The sequence below is a fragment of the Streptomyces sp. NPDC044921 genome (genome assembly GCF_056432865.1).
In genome coordinates this window covers 57,104-76,801 of record NZ_JBWKIF010000010.1, presented here as the reverse complement: position 1 = coordinate 76,801, position 19,698 = coordinate 57,104, and the positions used below count along the sequence as shown (strand labels likewise).

At 72.2% G+C, this 19,698-nt stretch carries 15 protein-coding genes and 2 pseudogenes; 7 read left to right on the top strand and 10 right to left on the bottom strand.

What is annotated here, in order from left to right; all coding sequences use genetic code 11:
* Positions 1-229: 229 nt before the first annotated feature.
* Together AC07DA_RS17565 and AC07DA_RS17560 are read right to left on the bottom strand one after the other, a co-directional pair.
* Positions 230-889 (bottom strand): 4'-phosphopantetheinyl transferase family protein, encoded by a 660-nt coding sequence (locus AC07DA_RS17565; protein WP_479129050.1) that lies wholly within the window; start codon positions 887-889, stop codon positions 230-232.
* Entirely contained in the window at positions 886-1,746 is an 861-nt protein-coding gene (locus AC07DA_RS17560; RefSeq protein WP_479129049.1) for a metallophosphoesterase family protein, read from the bottom strand. The genes AC07DA_RS17565 and AC07DA_RS17560 overlap by 4 nt, the downstream gene beginning before the upstream one ends.
* A 258-nt stretch (positions 1,747-2,004) precedes the next feature.
* Between AC07DA_RS17560 and AC07DA_RS17555 the strand changes: the two genes are divergently transcribed.
* Positions 2,005-3,177: an ATP-grasp domain-containing protein gene (locus tag AC07DA_RS17555; protein ID WP_479129048.1), complete on the top strand. Its 1,173-nt coding sequence runs from the start codon at positions 2,005-2,007 to the stop codon at positions 3,175-3,177.
* Positions 3,178-3,208: 31 nt separating this feature from the next.
* Here AC07DA_RS17555 and AC07DA_RS17550 read toward each other — a convergent pair.
* The 4 genes and pseudogenes from AC07DA_RS17550 to AC07DA_RS17535 form a co-directional block, all read right to left on the bottom strand.
* Positions 3,209-3,433: pseudogene (locus AC07DA_RS17550) on the bottom strand (alpha-L-fucosidase); the annotation flags it as partial.
* A 27-nt stretch (positions 3,434-3,460) separates the two neighbouring features.
* A complete protein-coding gene (locus tag AC07DA_RS17545) occupies positions 3,461-6,502 on the bottom strand; it encodes an alpha-mannosidase (RefSeq protein WP_479129047.1) in 3,042 nt (1,013 codons plus the stop codon).
* Between the two features lie 55 nt (positions 6,503-6,557).
* Positions 6,558-7,895, bottom strand: coding sequence for a 6-phospho-beta-glucosidase (locus tag AC07DA_RS17540; protein WP_479129046.1), 1,338 nt, complete (start codon positions 7,893-7,895; stop codon positions 6,558-6,560).
* Positions 7,896-8,079: 184 nt separating this feature from the next.
* The gene (locus AC07DA_RS17535) at positions 8,080-8,844 is read right to left on the bottom strand and encodes a DeoR/GlpR family DNA-binding transcription regulator (RefSeq protein ID WP_479129045.1); all 765 of its coding nucleotides are present in this window, start codon (positions 8,842-8,844) and stop codon (positions 8,080-8,082) included.
* 149 nt (positions 8,845-8,993) lie between these two features.
* On the opposite strand from AC07DA_RS17535, the gene AC07DA_RS17530 reads away from it, so the two are divergent.
* The 6 genes and pseudogenes from AC07DA_RS17530 (at position 8,994) to AC07DA_RS17505 (ending at position 15,850) form a co-directional block, all read left to right on the top strand.
* A complete protein-coding gene (locus AC07DA_RS17530; RefSeq protein WP_479129044.1) occupies positions 8,994-10,013 on the top strand; it encodes a carbohydrate kinase family protein in 1,020 nt (339 codons plus the stop codon).
* Positions 10,014-10,087: 74 nt separating this feature from the next.
* Positions 10,088-11,374, top strand: coding sequence for an ABC transporter substrate-binding protein (locus AC07DA_RS17525; RefSeq protein WP_479129043.1), 1,287 nt, complete (start codon positions 10,088-10,090; stop codon positions 11,372-11,374).
* Positions 11,374-12,336, top strand: coding sequence for a carbohydrate ABC transporter permease (locus AC07DA_RS17520; protein ID WP_479129042.1), 963 nt, complete (start codon positions 11,374-11,376; stop codon positions 12,334-12,336). Before AC07DA_RS17525 ends, AC07DA_RS17520 begins: the two co-directional genes overlap by 1 nt.
* Positions 12,337-12,351: 15 nt before the next feature.
* Positions 12,352-13,191 carry a carbohydrate ABC transporter permease gene (locus AC07DA_RS17515; protein WP_479129041.1) on the top strand — a complete coding sequence of 280 codons (840 nt, stop codon included), beginning with the start codon at positions 12,352-12,354 and terminating at the stop codon, positions 13,189-13,191.
* Positions 13,188-14,373, top strand: a pseudogene (locus AC07DA_RS17510) (glycoside hydrolase family 2 TIM barrel-domain containing protein); the annotation flags it as partial. The gene AC07DA_RS17515 and the pseudogene AC07DA_RS17510, both read left to right, overlap by 4 nt.
* A 649-nt stretch (positions 14,374-15,022) precedes the next feature.
* A complete protein-coding gene (locus AC07DA_RS17505; protein WP_479129040.1) occupies positions 15,023-15,850 on the top strand; it encodes a PaaX family transcriptional regulator in 828 nt (275 codons plus the stop codon).
* Here the strand turns inward: AC07DA_RS17505 and AC07DA_RS17500 are convergent.
* The 4 genes from AC07DA_RS17500 to AC07DA_RS17485 are packed head-to-tail and all read right to left on the bottom strand — an operon-like array spanning position 15,841 to position 19,610.
* The gene (locus AC07DA_RS17500) at positions 15,841-16,296 is read right to left on the bottom strand and encodes a MaoC family dehydratase (RefSeq protein ID WP_479129039.1); all 456 of its coding nucleotides are present in this window, start codon (positions 16,294-16,296) and stop codon (positions 15,841-15,843) included. The two genes, AC07DA_RS17505 and AC07DA_RS17500, sit on opposite strands and share 10 nt — an antisense overlap.
* Before the next feature lie 8 nt (positions 16,297-16,304).
* Positions 16,305-17,807 carry an acyl-CoA synthetase gene (locus AC07DA_RS17495; protein ID WP_479129038.1) on the bottom strand — a complete coding sequence of 501 codons (1,503 nt, stop codon included), beginning with the start codon at positions 17,805-17,807 and terminating at the stop codon, positions 16,305-16,307.
* 1 nt (position 17,808) lies between these two features.
* Entirely contained in the window at positions 17,809-18,693 is an 885-nt protein-coding gene (locus tag AC07DA_RS17490) for an amidohydrolase family protein (protein WP_479129037.1), read from the bottom strand.
* A complete protein-coding gene (locus AC07DA_RS17485; protein WP_479129036.1) occupies positions 18,693-19,610 on the bottom strand; it encodes an SDR family oxidoreductase in 918 nt (305 codons plus the stop codon). The genes AC07DA_RS17490 and AC07DA_RS17485 overlap by 1 nt, the downstream gene beginning before the upstream one ends.
* Between the last annotated feature and the right edge of the window lie 88 nt (positions 19,611-19,698).

The window sequence follows — 19,698 nt, the reverse complement described above, 5'->3', positions numbered from 1 at the left end:
GCAACAGTCCCTGGGCGGGATTCGGCGAGCAACACCCCGGACGGAGGCCCGTAACCAGCACGCCCGGGCGCAATCGCGTGTCCAGCACCCCCGGGCGGAATTCTGTAAGCAGCAATCCCCGGCGGGATTCGGTGAGCAGCGCCCCCCGCGGACAGGGGCGCGTAACCAACCCCCGGGCGGGATCGCGTGACCAGCACCCCCAGGCAGGATCCCGGGACCGGGGCCGTGCTCAGGGGTGCGGCACGGTGACCGCGGTCGCGACCAGGCCGCGGCCGGTGGTCCAGCGGCCGCCGAAGCGGTCGAGGCGGTGGCCGCCCACCAGCGGTCCCGGGACGAGGAGCCGGGCCCTGAAGCCGCCATCCGGGGTGATCTCGATGTCCGCCTCCATGAAGTCCAGCCACTTCCCGGTGAGGGGGAACCACGCCTTGTAGACGGACTCCTTCGCGCTGAACAGCAGCCGGTCCCAGTGGACGCCGGGGTGTTCCGCCGCGAGCCGCCGCAGCCGCTGCTCCTCGGCCGGCAGGGCCACCGACGCCAGGACCCCTTCGGGCAGCGGCGCGGCAGTCTCCGCGTCGATCCCGAGCGAGGCCAGGTCGCCGGCGCGCACCAGGGCGGCGGCGCAGTAGCCGTCGCAGTGGGTCATGCTGCCGGCCAGCCCGTCCGGCCAGCCGGGGGCGCCGCGCTCCCCCGGCAGGATCGGCTGCGGCGGCACGCCGAGCTTCTCCATGGCGCGCCGGGCGCAGGAGCGGACCACGGCGAACTCCCGCTGCCGCTTGGGGACCGCCCGCACCACGAGGGCCGCCTCCTCGGGGTACATCGGGGTGTCCGGGCCGTCGTGGCCGTACGCCTCGACCGTGACCACCGTCTGGGGCAGCAGTTCCTCGATCACCGCTCCTCGCCCTCCCCCGGCAGGATGCGCCGCAGCCGCCCCGGCGGCCCGGGCCGCTTGCGCCACTCGCGGGGATAACCCACCGACACCTCCTCGAACCGCACGCCTTCGTGGAACGTGGTCCTGGGGATGTGCAGATGGCCGTAGACCATCGTGCGGACCGGGAACCTGCGGTGCCAGTCGGCGGTCAGGGCGGTCCCGCACCACATGGCGAACTCGGGGTGCCACAGGACGTCCGTCGGATGCCGGTGCAGCGGATAGTGGTTGACCGGGATCACCGGCAGGTCGCCGGGCAGCTCGGCGAGTCTGCGCGCGCTCTCCGCGACCCGGGCCCGGCACCAGTCCTCCCGGCTGGGGTACGGATCGGGGTGCAGCAGGTACTCGTCGCTGCAGACGATCCCGGTGCCGTGGGCGTATTCCAGGCCCTGCTCCTTGGTCTCGCACCCGGTAGGCAGGAACGAGTAGTCGTACAGCAGGAACAGCGGGGCGACGGCCACGGGGCCGCCGGGGCCCCGCCAGACGGGGTAGGGGTCCTCCGGCGTGGTCACGCCGAGCTCCCGGCACAGCTCGACCAGGTACTCGTACCGGGCGACGCCGCGCAGGGTGACCGAGTCGCTCGGATGGGTCCACAGCTCGTGGTTCCCGGGCGCCCAGACGACCCGGCGGAAGCGGGCCGCGAGTGTCTTGAGGGTCCAGCGGATGTCGGCCACGGTCTCCGCGACGTCTCCGGCGACGAGCAGCCAGTCGTCGTCCGTCCCGGGCCGCATGTCCTCGACGAGGGCGCGGTTCTCCGGGTAGCCGATGTGCAGATCGCTGATGGCCAGCAGCTGTCCGGCTCCCCCGGCCGTCGACGTCACCTCTCGCCCCCTCCGCGCTCAGCGCACGCCACCCCAAGAGATCACATCCGCGCGCCCGGGACAAGGCCCGGCCCGGGTGTCGTGCCCCGGAACCCGTAACACGCGCGTTGCACGGAACGGCCCCCCGAAGCCGTATGATCTGCCCCAACACCACCGCTGGGAACTTCCCTTTCACAAGGGCGGTTTGGTGTCCCTCCATTCATCCTGCCCGGGCACGGGCCGCCGCGCCCTGCCCGCGAACCGTGAAAGGCGGCCTGCATGGTCTCTCGCGTACGCGTCTGGCTCAACCGCACGTACGCGGAGAACGTGTTCTTCATGGACCAGCTGCGGAGAAATCCCAGCGACCGGGCCGTCGAGATCCACGCCACCCACGGCGACCCCGACTCGCCCGTGCTGGCCGCCGCCGACACCGCCGAGCTGGAGCCCGAGGGCCTGTCCCCGGCCGGGTACGTCGAGTACGCGCTGGACCAGTGCGCCCGGCGCGGGATCGACGTGTTCGTGCCCCGGCTGCACCAGTCGGCGATCGTGGCCCACCGCGCCGAGTTCGAGGCGGCCGGGACGGCGGTGCTGGCGCCGCCGCCCGAGGCGGTGGCCGTGTTCCGGGACAAGGTGATCGCCTACGAGGCGGTCCAGGCCATCGGGGTGCCGGTGCCGCCGTGGTGGCGGGTCCGCTCGGCGGACGAACTCGTCGCGGCTGTCGAGGAGTTGGAGGCCGCCGGGCACAAGGCGTGCTTCAAGCCCGCGTCCGGGGCCGGCGGGGTGGGCTTCCGCGTGATCACGCGCTCGCCCTTCTCGATGGTGCACCTGAGCGGGTTCCCGAGCCCGTACGTACCGCTGGATCTGGTGCTGGAGGCGCTGTGGCGGGCCGAGGAGCCGGTGGACTGGCTGGTGATGCCGCGTCTGGAGCAGCCGGAGGTGTCGGTGGACTGCCTGACCGGGCCGGACAACCGCATCCGCATGGCCATCGGCCGCACCAAGAACGGCCGCCGGCGCGGCTTCACCCTGCACGAGCAGTGGCTGGACCCGGCCCGCCGGATCGCCGAGGGCTTCGGTCTGCACCACCTGTCCAACATCCAGTTCCGGATGTTCGGCGACTGGCCGGTCCTGATGGACGTGAACACCCGCCCGGCCGGCGGCCTGCACCAGCTGTCCCTGTGCGGGGTCAACGCCCCTTGGGCGGCGGTGCAGCTGGCGCTCGGGGAGGACCCGGGCGAGGTGGTCCCGCCGTTCCTGGGGCAGGACTACACGGTGGTGTCGGGACCGCGCCCGCTGCGGCCGGTGTCGCTGCCGCAGCAACGCCCGGAGGCGTCCGAGCCGCTTGCGGCGGTGCCCGCCCCGGCCGGGCCGGCCGGGGCCGTCGACGCGGCCGGGACGCCGCCCCTTCAGGACCTCGCCGCGAGCGTCCCGCGCCCCACGGGGCTGCCCACGTAGCGGCCGCGGACCGCCCCGGGTCCGGTGCGGGTCAGAAACGGCCCGGGCCCCGGTACAGCCGCAGTTCTCCTTCCAGTTCGACGGCCAGCACGGTGGCGTGCGGGTCGAGGTCGGCCGCGCCGGGGGGCTGGATCCACAGGACGCCGGGGGTCTCGTGGAGGCCGCCGGTGACCTCGTGGGCGAGTTCCCTGCCGCTGCCCAGGACCGAGACGCGGCGCACCCCGGTGAGCAGACCGCGGACGCCGAGCGCCGCGCGGGTGAACCACGGTTGCACGGCCATGGGTCAGCCCCTGCGCAGGCGCAGGGTCAGGATCTGGAACGGCCGCAGCGAGACGGCGACACCGCCGTCGCTGAGGTCCGCGTCCTCCAGCGGACGCTCCAGCAGGTCGGTGATCTGGGCCGCGGCCAGGGGGAATCCGGTGCGCAGGACGCCGGTGGCGCGGCCGCCGCGGGACTCGTAGAGCCGGACCACGACGTCGCCGGAGGTGTCGTCGGCGAGCTTGACCGCCTCCACGGTGACGCCCTCGCCCTCGACGGAGACGACCGGTTCCGGGGCGCCGGCCGCCTCGGCCACCCGCAGCGGGAGGTTGAGGGCGTAGCCCTCGGCGACGGCGTCCTCGATGCGCGCCCCCGGCAGCAGCGCGTAGGTGAAGCGGTGGCGTCCCTGGTCGGCCTCCGGGTCCGGGATGCGCGGGGCGCGGACCAGGCTGAGACGGACGGTGGTGGTGGTGCCGCCGTCCTCGCGGACCGTGCGCGAGACGTCGTGGCCGTAGGTGGAGTCGTTGATGACCGCGACGCCGTAGCCGGGTTCGCCGATGTGGACCCAGCGGTGGCCGGAGACCTCGAAGCGGGCCGCCTCCCAGCTGGTGTTGGTGTGGGTGGGGCGCTGGATGTGGCCGAACTGGATCTCGGCGGAGGAGTGCGCGGCGCGGATGTCGACCGGGAAGGCGGCCTTGAGGATCTTCTCGGTCTCGTGCCAGTCGATGTCCGTCTCGATGTCGATGCGGGGGCTGCCGGCGCGGACGGTGATCGTCTGGGTGATCTTCGAGCCCTTGCCGAAGTCCCGCTCGACGCGGACCGCGCCGATCAGCGGGTCCTGTTCGACGACGGTGACACAGGAGGCGTCCAGAAGGTCGGTGTAGCGGTTCTTGTAGTGCTTGTCGATGTCCCAGGCGTCCCAGTAGTTGGGCAGGTCGGTGTGCAGGCGGAGCAGGTTGCCCGGCTCGGCGAGGACCTCGCGGCCGGCGCGCAGGTCGTACACCGACGCCAGGGTGCCGTCCTCGGCGACCTCGACGCGGACCAGTCCGTTGTCGAGCACCCGGCCGTTCACCGTCACGGGGTGCGGCGGCTCGGCCGCGGTGAGGGGCGCGGATCCGCTCGCGGGCACCTCGACGTACACCGGTGCGCCGTCGGCGGTGCGGATCACCTCGGCCCGGTCGCAGGGGCCGGCGTTGAAGACGCGCGGTCCGCCGGCGCCGAGCGCGGCCAGCGCCTCGTCGGTCAGCGCCCGCAGCTCCCCGGCCACGCGCGCGTACTCGGCCTCCGCCTCGCGGTGGACCCAGGCGATGGAGGAGCCGGGCAGGATGTCGTGGAACTGGTGCAGCAGCACCGTCTTCCACAGCCGGTCCAGCTTCTCGTACGGGTAGGCGTAGCCCGGCGCGTGCAGCGCGGCCGTGGTGGCCCACAGCTCGGCCTCGCGCAGCAGGTGCTCGGAGCGGCGGTTGCCCTGCTTGGTGCGGGCCTGGGAGGTGTAGGTGGCGCGGTGCAGCTCCAGATAGAGCTCGCCGACCCACACGGGCGCGTCCGGGTACTCCGCGCGGGCCTTGGCGAAGAAGTCGTCGGGGTGTTCGACGACGACCCTGGGGGAGCCCTCCAGGTCGGCCAGCCGGCGGGCGCGTTCCATGATCTCGCGGGTGGGGCCGCCACCGCCGTCGCCCCAGCCGAAGGGGGCCAGGGAGCGGGTGGCGCCGCCCTTCTCCCGGTAGTTGCGGACCGCGCGGGACATCTCCTCGCCGCTGAAGCGGGCGTTGTAGGTGTCGACGGGCGGGAAGTGCGTGAAGATGCGGGTGCCGTCGATGCCCTCCCACCAGAAGGTGTGGTGGGGGAACGTGTTGGTCTGGTTCCAGGAGATCTTCTGGGTGAGGAACCACTCGTTGCCGGCGAGCTTGGCGATCTGCGGGTAGGCCGCGTTGTAGCCGAAGGAGTCCGGCAGCCAGACGCCCTTGGTCTCGATGCCGAAGTGGTCCATGAAGAACCGCTTGCCGTGGACGAACTGGCGGGCGACGGCCTCGCCGCCGGGCAGGTTGCCGTCGGACTCGACCCACATGCCCCCGACCGGCGCCCACTGGCCCTTCTTCACGGACTCCTGGATCCGGGCCCAGACCTTGGGGTAGTGGTCGCGCACCCACTCGTACTGCTGGGCCTGGGAGCAGGCGAAGACGAAGTCCTCGTACTCGTCGGCCAGGGACGTGACGTTGGAGAAGGTGCGGGACGTCTTGCGCTTGGTCTCGCGGATCGGCCAGAGCCAGGCGGAGTCGATGTGGGCGTGGCCGACGCCGGAGACCGTGTGGGCGCTGGCGTGCGCGGGCTTGGACAGCACCGGCTTCAGTGCCTCGCGCACGGCGGTGGCGGAGCCGGAGACGTCGTCGAGGTCGAGCAGGTCCATCGCCCGGTCGAGGGCGTGGGCGATCTCGTGCCGGCGCGGGTCGTGGGCGCCGAGCTCCAGCATCAGCTCGCGCAGCACCTGGACGTCGAGGTCGAGGTGCCAGACCTCCTCGTCCAGGACGGCGATGTCGGCGCTGCGGAAGGTGTAGAGGGGCCGGTCGCCCGCGGTGCGCTTGTCGCCGAGGGGCGTGGGCCTGGCGAAGTCGTCGGCGAGGATGTCCGGGTTGGAGGCGGCCTCGACCAGGTAGTCGACCGTCTCGCCGCCCCGCGCGGGGTTGGCGATCGCCACGTACTGGTTGAGCGGGTTGACGGCCTTCAGCGGGGTGCCGTCGGCGCGGTGGACCAGGGCCTCGGCCTGGTTGCCGGGCCAGTCGCCGGTGAAGCCGAGGTCGATGACCGCCTCGACGCGCTTGCCCGCCCACTCCTCGGGGACCCGGCCGCGCATGCGGAACCAGGTGGTCCCCCAGGGCGGGCCCCAGGGGGTGCCCATGGCGAACGGCTCGTAGGACGCCGCGGCCGCCTCCTCGAAGGGCACCGGTTCGCCCGGGGCCTGCCAGGCCTCCACCCGGAAGGGGACGGTGGCCGCGTAGACCGCGGCCTTGATGCGCTGGTCGTGGAGGCGCTGGACGCGTTCTTCGATCCGGCGGCTTTCGTCGTGCATGGGCGTGTCTCCAGGAAACGGGAAGAGCGGGCGGGAAAGCGCTTACCGAGTGGCGTCACCCAAGGTACGCGAGCCCGGGATGGACCGCGGTGTAGCCCTCCACCAGCCGGCGGGCCACGTTGACGGAGTCGACGAGCGGGTGCAGCGCGAAGGCCTTGACGGCGGTGGCGCGGGAGCCGGAGTCGGCCGCGGCCAGGACTTCGCGCTCGACGGCCTTGACCGCGCAGACCAGGCCGGTGGCGTGGCCGGGCAGCGGGTCGACGGTGACGGGGTGCGCGCCGTTGGCGTCGACGAGGCAGGGGACCTCGATCACGGCGTCCGGGTCCAAAACCGACAGGGTGTGCCGGTTGCGGACGTTGAGGATCAGGGTCGCCCGTTCGTCCCGGGCGATGGCCCGCATCAGGGCGAGGGCCACCTTCTCGTAGCCGCCGGACAGGTCGTCCTCGTCGCGTTCGCCGGCACCCGCGCTCTCGCGGTTCTCGGCCATGTACGTGGCCTCGCGCTCGGCGCGGGTCTCGTCCCAGACCTTCCACGCGGGGGCCTCGGGGTCGCGCATCTCGGCGTAGAAGCGGGCCTGCTGCTCGCGCAGGAAGGCGCCCCGGGTCTTCTCGGCCTGCTGGTAGGCGCGGACGGCCTCGCGGTTGAAGTAGTAGTAGTGCAGGTACTCGTTGGGGATCGCGCCCAGGGAGCGCAGCCAGTCGGCGCCGAAGAGCTTGCCCTCCTCGAAGGAGCCGAGCAGGCGGGGGTCGGCGAGCAGGCGCGGGAGCTCGTCCCGGCCGGCGACGCGCAGGCCGCGCACCCAGCCGAGGTGGTTGAGTCCGACGTAGTCGATCCACGCCTCCTTCGGGTCCGCGCCGAGCACGCGGGCGATGCGGCGGCCGAGGCCGACCGGGGAGTCGCAGATGCCGATGACGCGGTCGCCGAGGTGGCGGGACATGGCCTCGGTGACCAGGCCGGCCGGGTTGGTGAAGTTGATGACCCACGCCTCGGGCGCGAGCCGGGCCACCCGCCGGGCGATGCCGACGGCGACCGGGACGGTGCGCAGCCCGTAGGCGATGCCGCCGGCGCCGACCGTCTCCTGCCCCAGGACGCCCTCGGCCAGGGCCACGCGCTCGTCGTTCGCCCGGCCCTCCAGGCCACCGACGCGGATCGCGGAGAAGACGAAGTCGGCGCCGCGCAGCGCCTCGTCCAGGTCGGTGGTGGCGCTCACCCCGGGGGCGTCGGGGACGCCGGCCGCCTGCTCGGCGAGGACCCGGGTCACCGCGGAGAGCCGTGCGGCGTCGAGATCGTGCAGGACGACGTGGGTCACCCGGCCCTCGGCGTGGTCCTGGAGGAGCGCCCCGTACACCAGGGGCACGCGGAATCCTCCGCCGCCCAGAATCGTCAGTTTCACCGGGTTCCTCCGACTGGGTTGACTGCGCGCCGCGCGCCGGGAGCACCGGGCACGCGCCGCCTCGTTCGCTGTGCTGCGTCCCGGGTCCGCCGCGGCCCGGCGGCCGGGGGCGGGAGACCTCGCCGTGCGCCGCGGGAGCGGGCGGCCCGGACCGGCGGCCCTGCCGAAACGGCCGGGAAAGGGTTCACGTCCGGACCCTTCCCGCCACGACGACCTCGACGCCCGCTTCCTCCAGGGAGGCGCGCGTCGCCGCGTCCGGCGGCTCGTTCGTCACCACCACGTCCAGGTCCTCGGGACCGCAGACCTTCGCCATGCCGTGCCCCGGGAACTTCGCCGCGTCGGCCAGCAGCACGACCTTCTCACCGGCCCGGATCATGGCCCTCTTGACCGGCACCTCCACGACCGTGGTGTCCATGACCTGGCCGCCGGGGCGCACGCCGCTGGTGCCGAGGAACAGCCAGTCGGCATGCAGCTGGCGCAGGTTGTCCTCGGTGAGGAAGCCGACCAGCGAGCGGTACTCGCGGCGGACCATGCCGCCGAGCAGGACCAGCTCGATGCCCTCGTCGTCGGCGAGTTCCTCGTAGACGACCAGGTTGCTGGTGATGACGGTGAGCCGGCGGCCGTGCAGCTGCCGGGCCAGGCGGTAGGCGGTGGTCCCGATGTCCAGCAGCACCGACTGGCCGTCGCCGATCATCGCCGCGGCCCGTTCGGCTATGGCGTCCTTCTCGGCGACGCGCACCTCGGCGACCTCGGCGAAGGGCTGGTCGCCCTCCTCGACCACGGCGCCGCCGTGGACCCGGGTCAGCAGGCCGTCCTCCTCCAGTTTCACCAGGTCGCGCCGGATGGTGGCCGGACTCACGCCCAGTTGCTCGGAGAGGTCGGTCACAGCTGCGGGGCCGCCTGAGCGCAGGGCCCGCAGGATGAGTTGGTGTCGTCGTTCTGCCAGCACGCCGTGCACATTACTCGTCATCTCCAATCATCGCCATGCTCATTTCTGCTCGGGTATTGACCAATCTCGTTGAGCGGCGCACGATTCCGCTCACAGAAATGAAGGGTTTTGACGATCTCCGGCGAAGCCCCGAGCGAGAGGACCCATCCGTGGACGACGACCGGCCCCATGTGCTGCTGACCGGGCTGCTCTTCTACGACCTCGTGCTCACGGGCCTGGACAAGCCGCCGGCACCGGGCGAGGAACTCTGGACGGCGGGCATGGGCTGCGGCCCGGGCGGCATCGCGAACCTCGCCGTGGCCGCCGCCCGTTTCGGCCTGCGCACCTGGCTCGGGACCGTGTTCGGCGACGACTTCTACGGCGCGTACTGCCGGGAGGTCCTCGCCGGTCAGGAGGACGTCGACCTCTCGCTCTCCCGCACGGCGCGCGGCTGGCCCACCCCGGTCACCGTCTCCGTCGCGTACGGCGGCGACCGGGCCCTGCTCACCCACGGCCAGGAACCGCCGTTCTCCCAGGACGTGCTGATGGGCGACCCGCCCCCGGCGCGCACCGCCCTGGTCCACCTGGAGGCCGAGCCGCGCGCCTGGCTCGCCAAGGCCGCGGCGAACGGCACCCGGATCTACGCCGACGTCGGCTGGGACCCCACCCAGGAGTGGTCCCGGGAGCTGCTGGACCAGCTCGCCCTGTGCCACGCCTTCCTGCCCAACGAGTCCGAGGCGATGGCCTACACCCGCACCGACAGCGCGGTCGCGGCGCTCGGCACCCTCGCCGAGCTGGTGCCGGTGGCGGTCGTGACCCGGGGCCGGGACGGCGCGCTCGCCGTCGACCAGCTCACCGGCGAGTACGCGGAGGTCCCCGCGCTCGACGTCGACGCCCTGGACGCCACCGGCGCCGGCGACGTCTTCGGCGCGAGCTTCGTCGCGGCCTCGCTCGGCGGCTGGCCGCTGGAGCAGCGGCTGCGGTTCGCGGTCCTCGCCGCCGGGCTGTCGGTCCGCCACCACGGCGGGGCGCTCGCCGCCCCGGGCTGGTACGGCGTCGACCGCTGGTGGCGCTCGCTGACCGACCCCGCACTCAGGCGGGCGTACGGCTTCCTCGCGGACCGGCTCCCGGAGGACCCCGGGCCGCCGGTCGCGTACGCCCCCGTCACGCCCCCCGCACGGCAGCACTGACTCCCCCCCCCCACGCCCCTTGTGTGTCCCCTCTCAAGCGAAGTCACGAACAGATCCGAAAGGCGGTGGGAGCTGTGCGGCTCTCACGAAGAGGCCTGCTGCGCGCGGGCCTGGCCGGTACGGCCGCCACGGCACTGGGCGGCCTGGCGACCGGTTGCGCCGTTCCGGCCGGCTCGACCGGCCGGACCATGGTCCTGTGGTACTGGAGCGGCGGACTGAGCGACACCGTCGTCGAGAACGCCAAGGCCCGCTACGGCGAGGACGTCGACCTCAAGGCCCAGCAGATCGGCGGCTACTACCGGTCCAAGCTGATCACCACCATGGCCGGCCGGGCCCACATCCCCGACATCGCGGGCCTCAAGGGCGAGGACATGGCCTCCTACCTGCCGAACGCCGGCCAGTTCGTGGACCTGCGGACGCTGGGTGCCGAGAGGCTCAAGGGCCGCTATCTGGAGTGGAAGTGGCAGCAGGGCGTCGCCGACGACGGCAGCCTGGTCGGGTTCCCCATCGACGTGGGCCCGGTCGTGCACTACTACCAGCCGGCCGTCTTCGAGAAGGCCGGGCTGCCGTACCACCCGGCCGACGTCTCCCGGGAGCTGGACACGTGGGAGAGGTTCTTCGCCGCCGGCGAGCGGCTGCGGAAGCGGGTGCCCGGGTCGTTCCTGCTCACCGACGTGGGCAGCGTCTTCGAGATGTCCCTCGGGCAGGGCACCACCCGGTTCGTCGACAAGGAGCGGCACTTCATCGGGGACGGCGAGCACGTCCGCGCCTGCTGGGACCGGGCCGTCGAGGCCAAGCGGCGCGGACTCGTGTCGGACATCGTCAGCGGCACACCGGACTGGAACTCGGCCGCCGAGCGGGGACTGCTGCCCAGCCAGCTCAACGCCTCCTGGGCCGCCGGTGACCTCAAGCTCGGCCTGCCGAAGACGAAGGGCAGGTGGCGGGTGGCCGACTGCCCGGGCGGCCCGTCCAACGTCGGCGGCTCGTTCCTGGCGATCACGAAGGCGTGCCGGGAGCCCGAGCGGGCCTTCGAGATCATCACCTGGATGCTCGACGCGGACAACCAGGCCCAGGGCTTCGTCGACACGGGCCTCTTCCCGTCGACCCCGGCCTCGTACGCGATGCGCAAGCTGCGCGAGCCGGACCCGTTCTTCGGCGGCCAGATCACCATGGACGTCTACGGCCCGGCGGCCGAGAGGATCCCGGTGGCCTACAACAGCCCGTACGACATCGCGCTCGGGCAGCCCGTCCGCGACGAGATCAAGAACGTCGGCGTCCTCGGCAAGGACCCTGCGAAGGCCTGGGGGGACGCCATGGGCAAGTGCCGGCGCATCGCGGACCACCTGGGGGTGGCGTACTGATGGCCACCGTACCCGCGGTCGAGAAGGCCCCGGCGGCCGTGACCGGCACGCCCGTCGCCCACCGCAGGAAGGGCGTCCTGAGCCACTGGCGGCTCTACGCCGCGATCTCCCCCTTCTACCTCCTCTTCCTCTGCTTCGGCCTGGTCCCCGTCGGCTTCTCGCTCTACCTGTCCTTCCACCGCTGGGACGGGCTGGGCGCGATGGAGTGGGCGGGCCTGGCGCAGTTCCGCTACCTGGTCGGAGACACCGACTTCTGGAGCTCCATCGGCAACACGCTGGTCATCTGGGCGCTGGCCACCTTCCCCATGATCTTCCTGGCGATGGTGACGGCCGTGATGCTCAACTCCGCGGTGCGCTTCAAGAACGTCTACCGGTTCGCCTACTTCCTCCCCAACGTCACCTCGATCGTCGCCGTCGCGATCGTCTTCGGCTCGGTGTTCTCCACGAACTTCGGCCTGACGAACGCCCTGCTGCAGGCCGTCGGCCTGGACCAGGTGGCCTGGCTGAACACGCCGTGGGGCATCAAGGTCGCCATCGCGACGCTGATGACCTGGCAGTGGACCGGCTACAACGCGATCATCTTCCTCGCCGGTCTGCAGACCATCCCCGGCGAGATGTACGAGGCGGCCCGGATCGACGGCGCCGGCCCCGTGCAGACATTCTTCCGGGTCACGCTGCCGCTGCTGCGGCCGACCCTGCTGTTCGTGCTCGTCGTCTCCACGGTCACCGGACTGCAGAGCTTCGCCGAACCGCAGGTCCTGCTGCAGACCACGGCGAACGAGTCCACGTTCTCGGGCGGCCCCGACCACGCCGGCCGGACGATGGTCCTCTACTTCTTCCAGCAGACGTTCGACAACAACGACTTCGGCTACGGCGCCGCCGTGGCCTGGGGCATCTTCCTCGTCGTCGTCCTCTTCTCGATCATCAACTGGCGCCTGGTCCAGCGCCGGGGCGAAGACTAGGGAGGCAGGGTCACCATGGCATCCATCAAGGGTCACCGCGGCCGGGGCATCGCGCTGCACGCGGTCCTCGTGTGCGGCCTGCTGCTGTCGGCCTTCCCGTTCTACTGGGCGGTCGTGATGTCGACGCACACGTCGACCGAGATCTTCTCCTACCCGCCCAAGCTGCTGCCGGGCTCGCACTTCACGGAGAACGTCCGCAACCTCTTCGACACCGTCGACTTCTTCGGCTCGATGCTCAACTCGCTGCTCGTCGCCGTGTCCGTGACGGCGCTGGTGCTCTTCTTCGACTCCCTCTCGGCGTTCGTCTTCGCCAAGTTCGCCTTCCCCGGCAAGCGGGTGCTGTTCGCGCTGCTGATGCTCATCTTCATGGTGCCGATGCAGCTCCAGGCCATCCCGCAGTTCGTGATCATGGCGAAGCTGGGCTGGATCGGGTCGATGACCTCGCTGATCGTGCCGGCGGCGGCCAACGCGTTCGGCATCTTCTGGATGCGCCAGTACATGAAGAGCGCCATCCACGACGAACTCATCGACGCCTCCAGGCTCGACGGGGCGGGGTTCCTGCGCCAGTACTGGCACGTGGCGCTGCCGGTGGTCCGCCCGGGCCTGGCGTTCCTCGGCATCTTCACCTTCATGGGCCAGTGGAACGACTACGCCTGGCCGCTGATCGCGCTCACCGACCCGGACAACGTGACGTTGCAGGTCGCCCTCTCGCAGCTCAACGGCACCCACGGGACGACCGACTACGGCATGGTGATGACCGGCGCGCTGCTCGCCCTCGTCCCCCTGCTGGTCGTCTTCGCCATCGGCGCCCGGCAGATCATCGGCGACCTGGCGAAGGGAGCCGTGCGCGGATGACGAGCGACCCGCTGCTCGCGCTGCGGCCGTGGCACGCGCCCGAGGTGACCTCCTGGCGGCGGCTGCCGATGCACGCCGTGGACCGGCGTCCCGCTCGGGGAGGTCTGGTCCTCGGCGTACGTCCCGGGTGTCTGGACGCTGCAGGACACGGACGACCTCCCGCGCTACCTCAACGTCCGCATGCCGTTCGCCGAGTTCCCGCCCCACGTGCCGGACGCGAACCCGACCGGGGTGTACGAGCGTGACCTGGACGTGCCCGCCGCGTGGGCGGGGCGGCGGATCGTGCTCCAGGTCGGGGCCGCCGAGAGCGTGCTGCTGGTGCACGTGGACGGGCGCCCGGCCGGGATCTCCAAGGACTCCCACCTGGCCGCCGAGTTCGACCTGACGGACCTGGTGCGCCCCGGGGAGCGGTCCGTGCTGCGCCTGACCGTCGTCAAGTGGTCGGACGCCTCGCACGTCGAGGACCAGGAGCAGTGGTGGCACGGCGGGATCACCCGCTCGGTGCTGCTGTACGCGGGCGGGGCGCTGCCCGGGGGCTGGTACGTCAGCGGGGAGCTGGACGGGCACCCGCTCACCCGGGACGCGGAGTTCGACCGGGCCAACGCCGAGACGCCCGAGCTGTACGGCCTGACCGTCCGCCTCCACCGCGCCGACGGCACCGTCGCCGACACCTCCCGGCACCGGGTCGGCTTCCGGGACGTCGAGATCAGCGGCCGCGACCTGCTGGTCAACGGCGAACGGGTGTTCATCCGGGGCGTCAACCGGCACGACTTCCATCCGCTGACCGGCCGGACGGTGCCGTACGCGGACCTGCGCGCCGACCTGGTCCTGCTGAAGCGGTTCGGCTTCAACGCGATCCGCACCGCGCACTACCCGAACGACCCGGCCCTGTACGACCTGGCCGACGAGCTGGGCTTCTACGTGGTCGACGAGGCCGGCATCGAGTCCCACGACCACGCGCACGAGATCGCCGACGACCCGCGCTACCTGGGCGCCTTCGTCGACCGGGTCGCGCGGATGGTGCTGCGCGACAAGAACCACCCGTGCGTCATCGTCTGGTCGCTGGGCAACGAGTCCGACTACGGCGCCAGCCACGACGCCGCCGCCGGCTGGGTGCGCCGGCACGACCCGACCCGCCCGGTGCAGTACGAGGGCGCGGCCAGGCACGGCTGGGCCGACCCGGACGGCCGCCGCTTCACCCTCGCCGTGATGCCGGACACCCAGTACCTCTTCGACGGGCCCAGTATCGACCGGGCACCAGTCGAGGCCTCGCTGCGGTACCTGCTGGAGCACGGCGAGGAGGAGAACATCGTCTTCCTGTCGCACCTCGGCGACCTCACGCAGAACGGCGCGCGCGAGGAGTTCGCGGCGCTCGGCGAGGCGTTCCGGCTGCCGGACCGGCGGGGCGTCGGCTACAGCGTCCTGGCGGGCAACCACGACGTGCGCCCGTCGACGACCGACCAGCGCGGTGCGACACCGTACCTGGACACCTTCGGGACACGACGGTTCGAGGGGCGGCGGACGTTCGGCGGGGAGATCGACCGGATCCTGCACGGCCGGCTCGGCGACGTGAGCATCGTCGCCCGGGCGCTGCTCGTCACCTCCTTCATGAACCACTGATCTCCCGGGACCCTCATGTCCGGGCAGCAGCCGCCCGCCCCGGGCCGACCCGTCCGTCTCCTGCGCCGTGCGGAACGGTTCGGCGCCGGCTTCGCCCCGGGGTCGGCCGCGGCCCACGCGGCCGGCGACGGCGGACGACCGGGCGGCGAGGCCCCGCGCCCGGCGTACCGGCAGGTCACGGACTGATCGGGGCGGAGGTACGGTGGGCCGCGTGACCGGTGAAGAGGCGCTGCGGCCCCAGTCCCTCATGCTGACGTTCCTGGGCGACCAGGTGCTCGGCCGTGACGTGTGCGTGTACTCGGGCAGCGTCATCGACGTGTTCGCCCGGGCCGGCATCGGCGAGCAGGCCACGCGCTCCACGCTGACCCGCATGGTGGGCCGTGACCTGCTGCGCCGCCAGCGCGAGGGCCGCCGCATGTACTTCGGGCTGACCGGGCGCGCGGAGGCGGTGCTGCGCGACGGCGAGCGGCGCATCTGGCAGACCGGCGCGGTCAACCGGCACTGGGACGGCACCTGGACGCTGCTCGGCTTCTCGCTGCCCGAGTCCTGGCAGCGCCAGCGCCACGACCTGCGCTCCCAGCTGACCTGGAGCGGCTTCGGCCCGCTGTTCAACGGCCTGTGGATCGCCCCGGGCGAGATCGACGTGTCGGCGCTGGTGGCCGAACTCGGGCTGTCCGCCCACGTGAAGATCTTCCGGGCGCACGCGGACGCCGGGATGGACATCGGCCAGATGATCGAGGAGACCTGGGAGCTGTCCGACCTGGCCGCGGGCTACCAGGGGTTCGTGCGGCGCTGGAAGCCCTGGGAGGACGATCTGCCGGACGCCGACGACGCCCTCGTGCTGCGGCTGCGCCTGCAGACGGAGTGGCTGCGGATCGTCCGGCGGGACCCGCGCCTGCCGGTGAAGCACCTGCCGGACGACTGGCCTGCGGAACAGGCCGAGAAGACGTTCCGGACCGTGCACGAACGGCTCTCGCCCCTCGCCCGGGCGGCCGCGGAACGCCTGCTGGACCTGGTGCCCGCGCGGACTCAGGCGTAGAACCGCGACAGGCTCTGCAGCACCGCCGCCGGCTTGGTGCCGCCCTCGATCTCGATGGTGCCCTCGACGGTGATCTGCGCGCCGCCCGGCACGTCCTCGACCTCGGCGAGCCTGGCCGTCAGGCGGATGCGGGAGCCCGCCTTCACGGGGGACGGGAAACGCACCTTGTTCAGGCCGTAGTTGACCTTCGTGGTCACGCCCCGGACGTCCAGCAGCTCGGTGAAGAGCGGGATGAACAGGGAGAGCGTGAGGTAGCCGTGCGCGATGGGCGCGCCGAAGGGGCCCTCCTTGGCGCGCTCGGGGTCGACGTGGATCCACTGGTGGTCGCCCGTGGCGTCGGCGAAGGTGCCGATGCGCTCCTGCGTGACCTCGATCCACTCGCTGGGGCCGAGGTCGCTCCCAACGAGCTTCTTCAGCTCGTCGAGGCCGTTGACGGTGATGCTCATGCGGTTCCTCACTGGTTGCCGTAGCGGTCGCGGACGCGGGACTTGAGGAGCTTTCCGGAGGCGGTGCGCGGGAGTGCGTCCGCGAGGACCACCGACTTCGGGATCTTGTACTTGGCCAGGCGCCCGGCGAGGGAGGCGAGCACCTCGCCGGGGTCGAGGGTGACGCCCTCGCGCGGGACGACGACCGCGCGCGGCACCTCGCCCCACGTGGCGTCGGGCACGCCGATCACCGCGCACTCGGCGATGCCGGGGTGGGCGAGGAGCCGGTCCTCGATCTCGGCCGGGTAGACGTTCTCGCCACCGGAGATGATCATGTCCTTGAGGCGGTCGACGATGTGGACGTAGCCGTCCTCGTCGATGCGGGCGGCGTCGCCGCTGCGGAACCAGCCGTCGGCGAAGGACGCGGCCGTCTCCTCGGGCAGCCCCCAGTAGCCGGGCATCACGTGCGGACCGCGCACCACGATCTCCCCGACCTCCCCGACGTCGACCGGTGTCAGGTCCGGCCGGACGACGCGGACGTCGCTGAAGAAGTGCGGCACGCCCGCCGAACCGGCCTTGCCGACGGCGTGCTCGGCGTCCAGGAAGAGTGTGCCGGGGGCGGCCTCGGTCATGCCGTATCCCTGGAGGAAGGTCAGGCCGCGCTCCTGGTAGGCGGCGATCAGGGGGGCCGGGACCGGGGAGCCGCCGCAGGTCAGGATGCGCAGCGAGGACAGGTCGGCGTCCGGCCAGCGCGGGTGGCGGGCCACCTGGTCGAACATGGTCGGCACGCCGAACATGAAGGTGATCCGGTGGCGTTCGATCAGGTCGAGGGTGGCGTCCGGGTCGAAGGCCTCGACCAGGACGCACGCGCCGCCCTTCAGCAGCACCGGCAGGGTCAGCATGTTCAGGCCCGCGGTGTGGAACAGCGGGGCGCAGACCAGGGCGCGTTCGTCGGCGATCAGGTCGGTGTCGACGAGGACGTTGACCGCGTTCCAGGTGAGGTTGCCGTGGGTGAGCATGGCGCCCTTGGGGCGGCCGGTCGTGCCCGAGGTGTACATGATGATGCAGGTGTCGTCGGGTCCGACGGGTTCGTCGACCGGCTCCTCGGACGCCTCGGCGAGGGCCGCCTCGTACTCCGCGCCGGCCTCCAGGTAGACCCGTACGTCCGTGCTGCCGGGCAGGCCCGCGACCAGGCCGGCGTGGGAGGGGCCGTGGACCAGGGCCTTGGCGCCGGAGTCGGCGAGCTGGTAGGCGATCTCCGGCCCGGCGAGGCGGGTGTTGAGGGGGACGAAGACCGCGCCGAGGGTGCCGGCCGCGAAGAGGGTCTCCAGGTAGGAGGGGTGGTTCGGGCCGAGGTAGGCGATCCGGTCGCCGCGGCGCACGCCCCTCGCGCGCAGGGCGTGGGCCAGCCGCGTGGTGCGGGCGTGCAGCGTGCCGTAGTCGACGGGGTGCTCGCCGTGGATCAGGGCGGTGCGGTGCGGGGTCTTGCGGGCCCGGCGGGCGGGCCACGACCCCAGTCCCTCGTTGCGCATGTCACGCCCCTTGCGGTGTGGCCAGCCCGAGCAGGCGGGCGGCGTTCTCCTTGAGGATCTTCGGCCGGACCTCCTCCTTGATCGTCAGCTTGCCGAAGTCGGCGAGCCAGCGGTCGGGGGTGAGGACCGGGAAGTCGGAGCCGAAGAGCACCTTGTCCTTCAGCAGGGTGTTGGCGTACTGCACGAGCTGCGGCGGGAAGTACTTCGGCGACCAGCCGGACAGGTCGATGTGCACGCCGGGCTTGTGCGTGGCCACGGCCAGGGCCTCGTCCTGCCAGGGGAAGGACGGGTGCGCCAGGATGATCTTCAGGTGGGGGAAGTCGGCCGCCACGTCGTCCACGTGGAGCGGGTTGGAGTACTTCAGCCGGATCCCTCCCCCGCCGGGGACGCCGGCGCCGATGCCCGTCTGCCCGGTGTGGAACAGGGCGATCGTGCCCGTCTCCTCGATCACCTCGTACAGGCCGTAGGCCACCGCGCGGTCGTCGGGGAAGAAGCCCTGGATGCTCGGGTGGAACTTGAAGCCCTTCACCCCGTACTCCTCGACCAGCCGCCGGGCCTGCTTCACGCCCGCCTTCCCGCGGAAGGGGTCGACGGAGGCGAAGGGGATGAGGACGTCGGCGTTGGCGGCGGCCGCCTCGGCGACCTCCTCGTTGGGGACGGGCCGGGTGCCGGTGGCGGACTCGGCGTCCACCGTGAAGATCACGGCGGCCATGTTCCGCTCGCGGTAGTAGGCGGCCGTCTCCTGAAGGGTCGGCTTCCGCTTGCCCTCCACCTTGAAGTAGGCGGAGGAGGCGTCGTGCAGGTCGTCGTCCAGGGAGGAGTGGCCGTGGGAGGACACCTCCGCGTGGGTGTGGACGTCGATCGCGACCAGTGACTCCAGGTCCATCACGCCTCCGGGAGCTTCGGCGCCGGGATGCCGACCGTCTGGAGCTCGGCACCGACCGAGGTGGGCCAGGCGTCCGCGAGGGCGTCGGGGGTCCAGCCGCCGTCGGCGTAGGCCGCCCTGATCTCCTGCGGATGCGACCAGAGTGCCACCTTGTCGCCGCCGATGCCGATGCACTGGCCGGTCACGCCGCGCGCGGCGGCGGAGGCGAGGAAGGGCACCAGGGCCGCGCAGTCCTCGGGGGTGCCGAAGCCCTCGCCCTTGCGCAGGAAGCCGGGCAGCGGCTCGCCGCCGCGCAGGGCCTCGACGTACGGGGCGAAGGCCGGGATGGTCTCGGTCATCGCGGTCGCGGCGACCGGCACGATCGCGTTGACGGTGATGTCCGCGCGGGCCAGCTCCATCGACCAGGTACGGGCCATGGCGGCGATGCCGGCCTTGGCGGCGGCGTAGTTCGTCTGGCCGAAGTTGCCGCGCTGGCCGGCCGGGGAGCCGACCAGGATCAGCGAGCCGCCCTCGCCCTGCCTGCGCATCCGGACGGCGGCGGCCCGGGCGCAGGTGAAGGTGCCCTTGAGGTGGGTGGTGATCACCGCGTCGAAGTCCTCGTCGGACATCTTCCACAGCACCTTGTCGCGCAGGATGCCCGCGTTGGTGACCAGGACGTCCAGCCGGCCGAACTCCTCGACCGCCCGGTTCACCAGCCGTTCGGCGGCCTCCGAGGTGCCGACCGGGACGACCTCGGCGACGGCCCTGCCGCCCGCTTCCCCGACGGACTTCACGGCCGCCGCGGCCACGGCCTCGTCGATGTCGTTGACGACGACGGACGCGCCGTGGGCGGCCAGGGCGTGGGCGTAGGCGAGGCCGAGGCCCCGGCCGCTGCCGGTGACGACGGCGGCCTTGCCGGAGAGATCGATGCTGGGCACGGGTGGATCCCTTCACACGGGGTTCGGTGCGAGCGCGCGGTCGGCGTGCGAGGTCGAAGCTAAGAGCAATAATTGTTGACGTCAATAG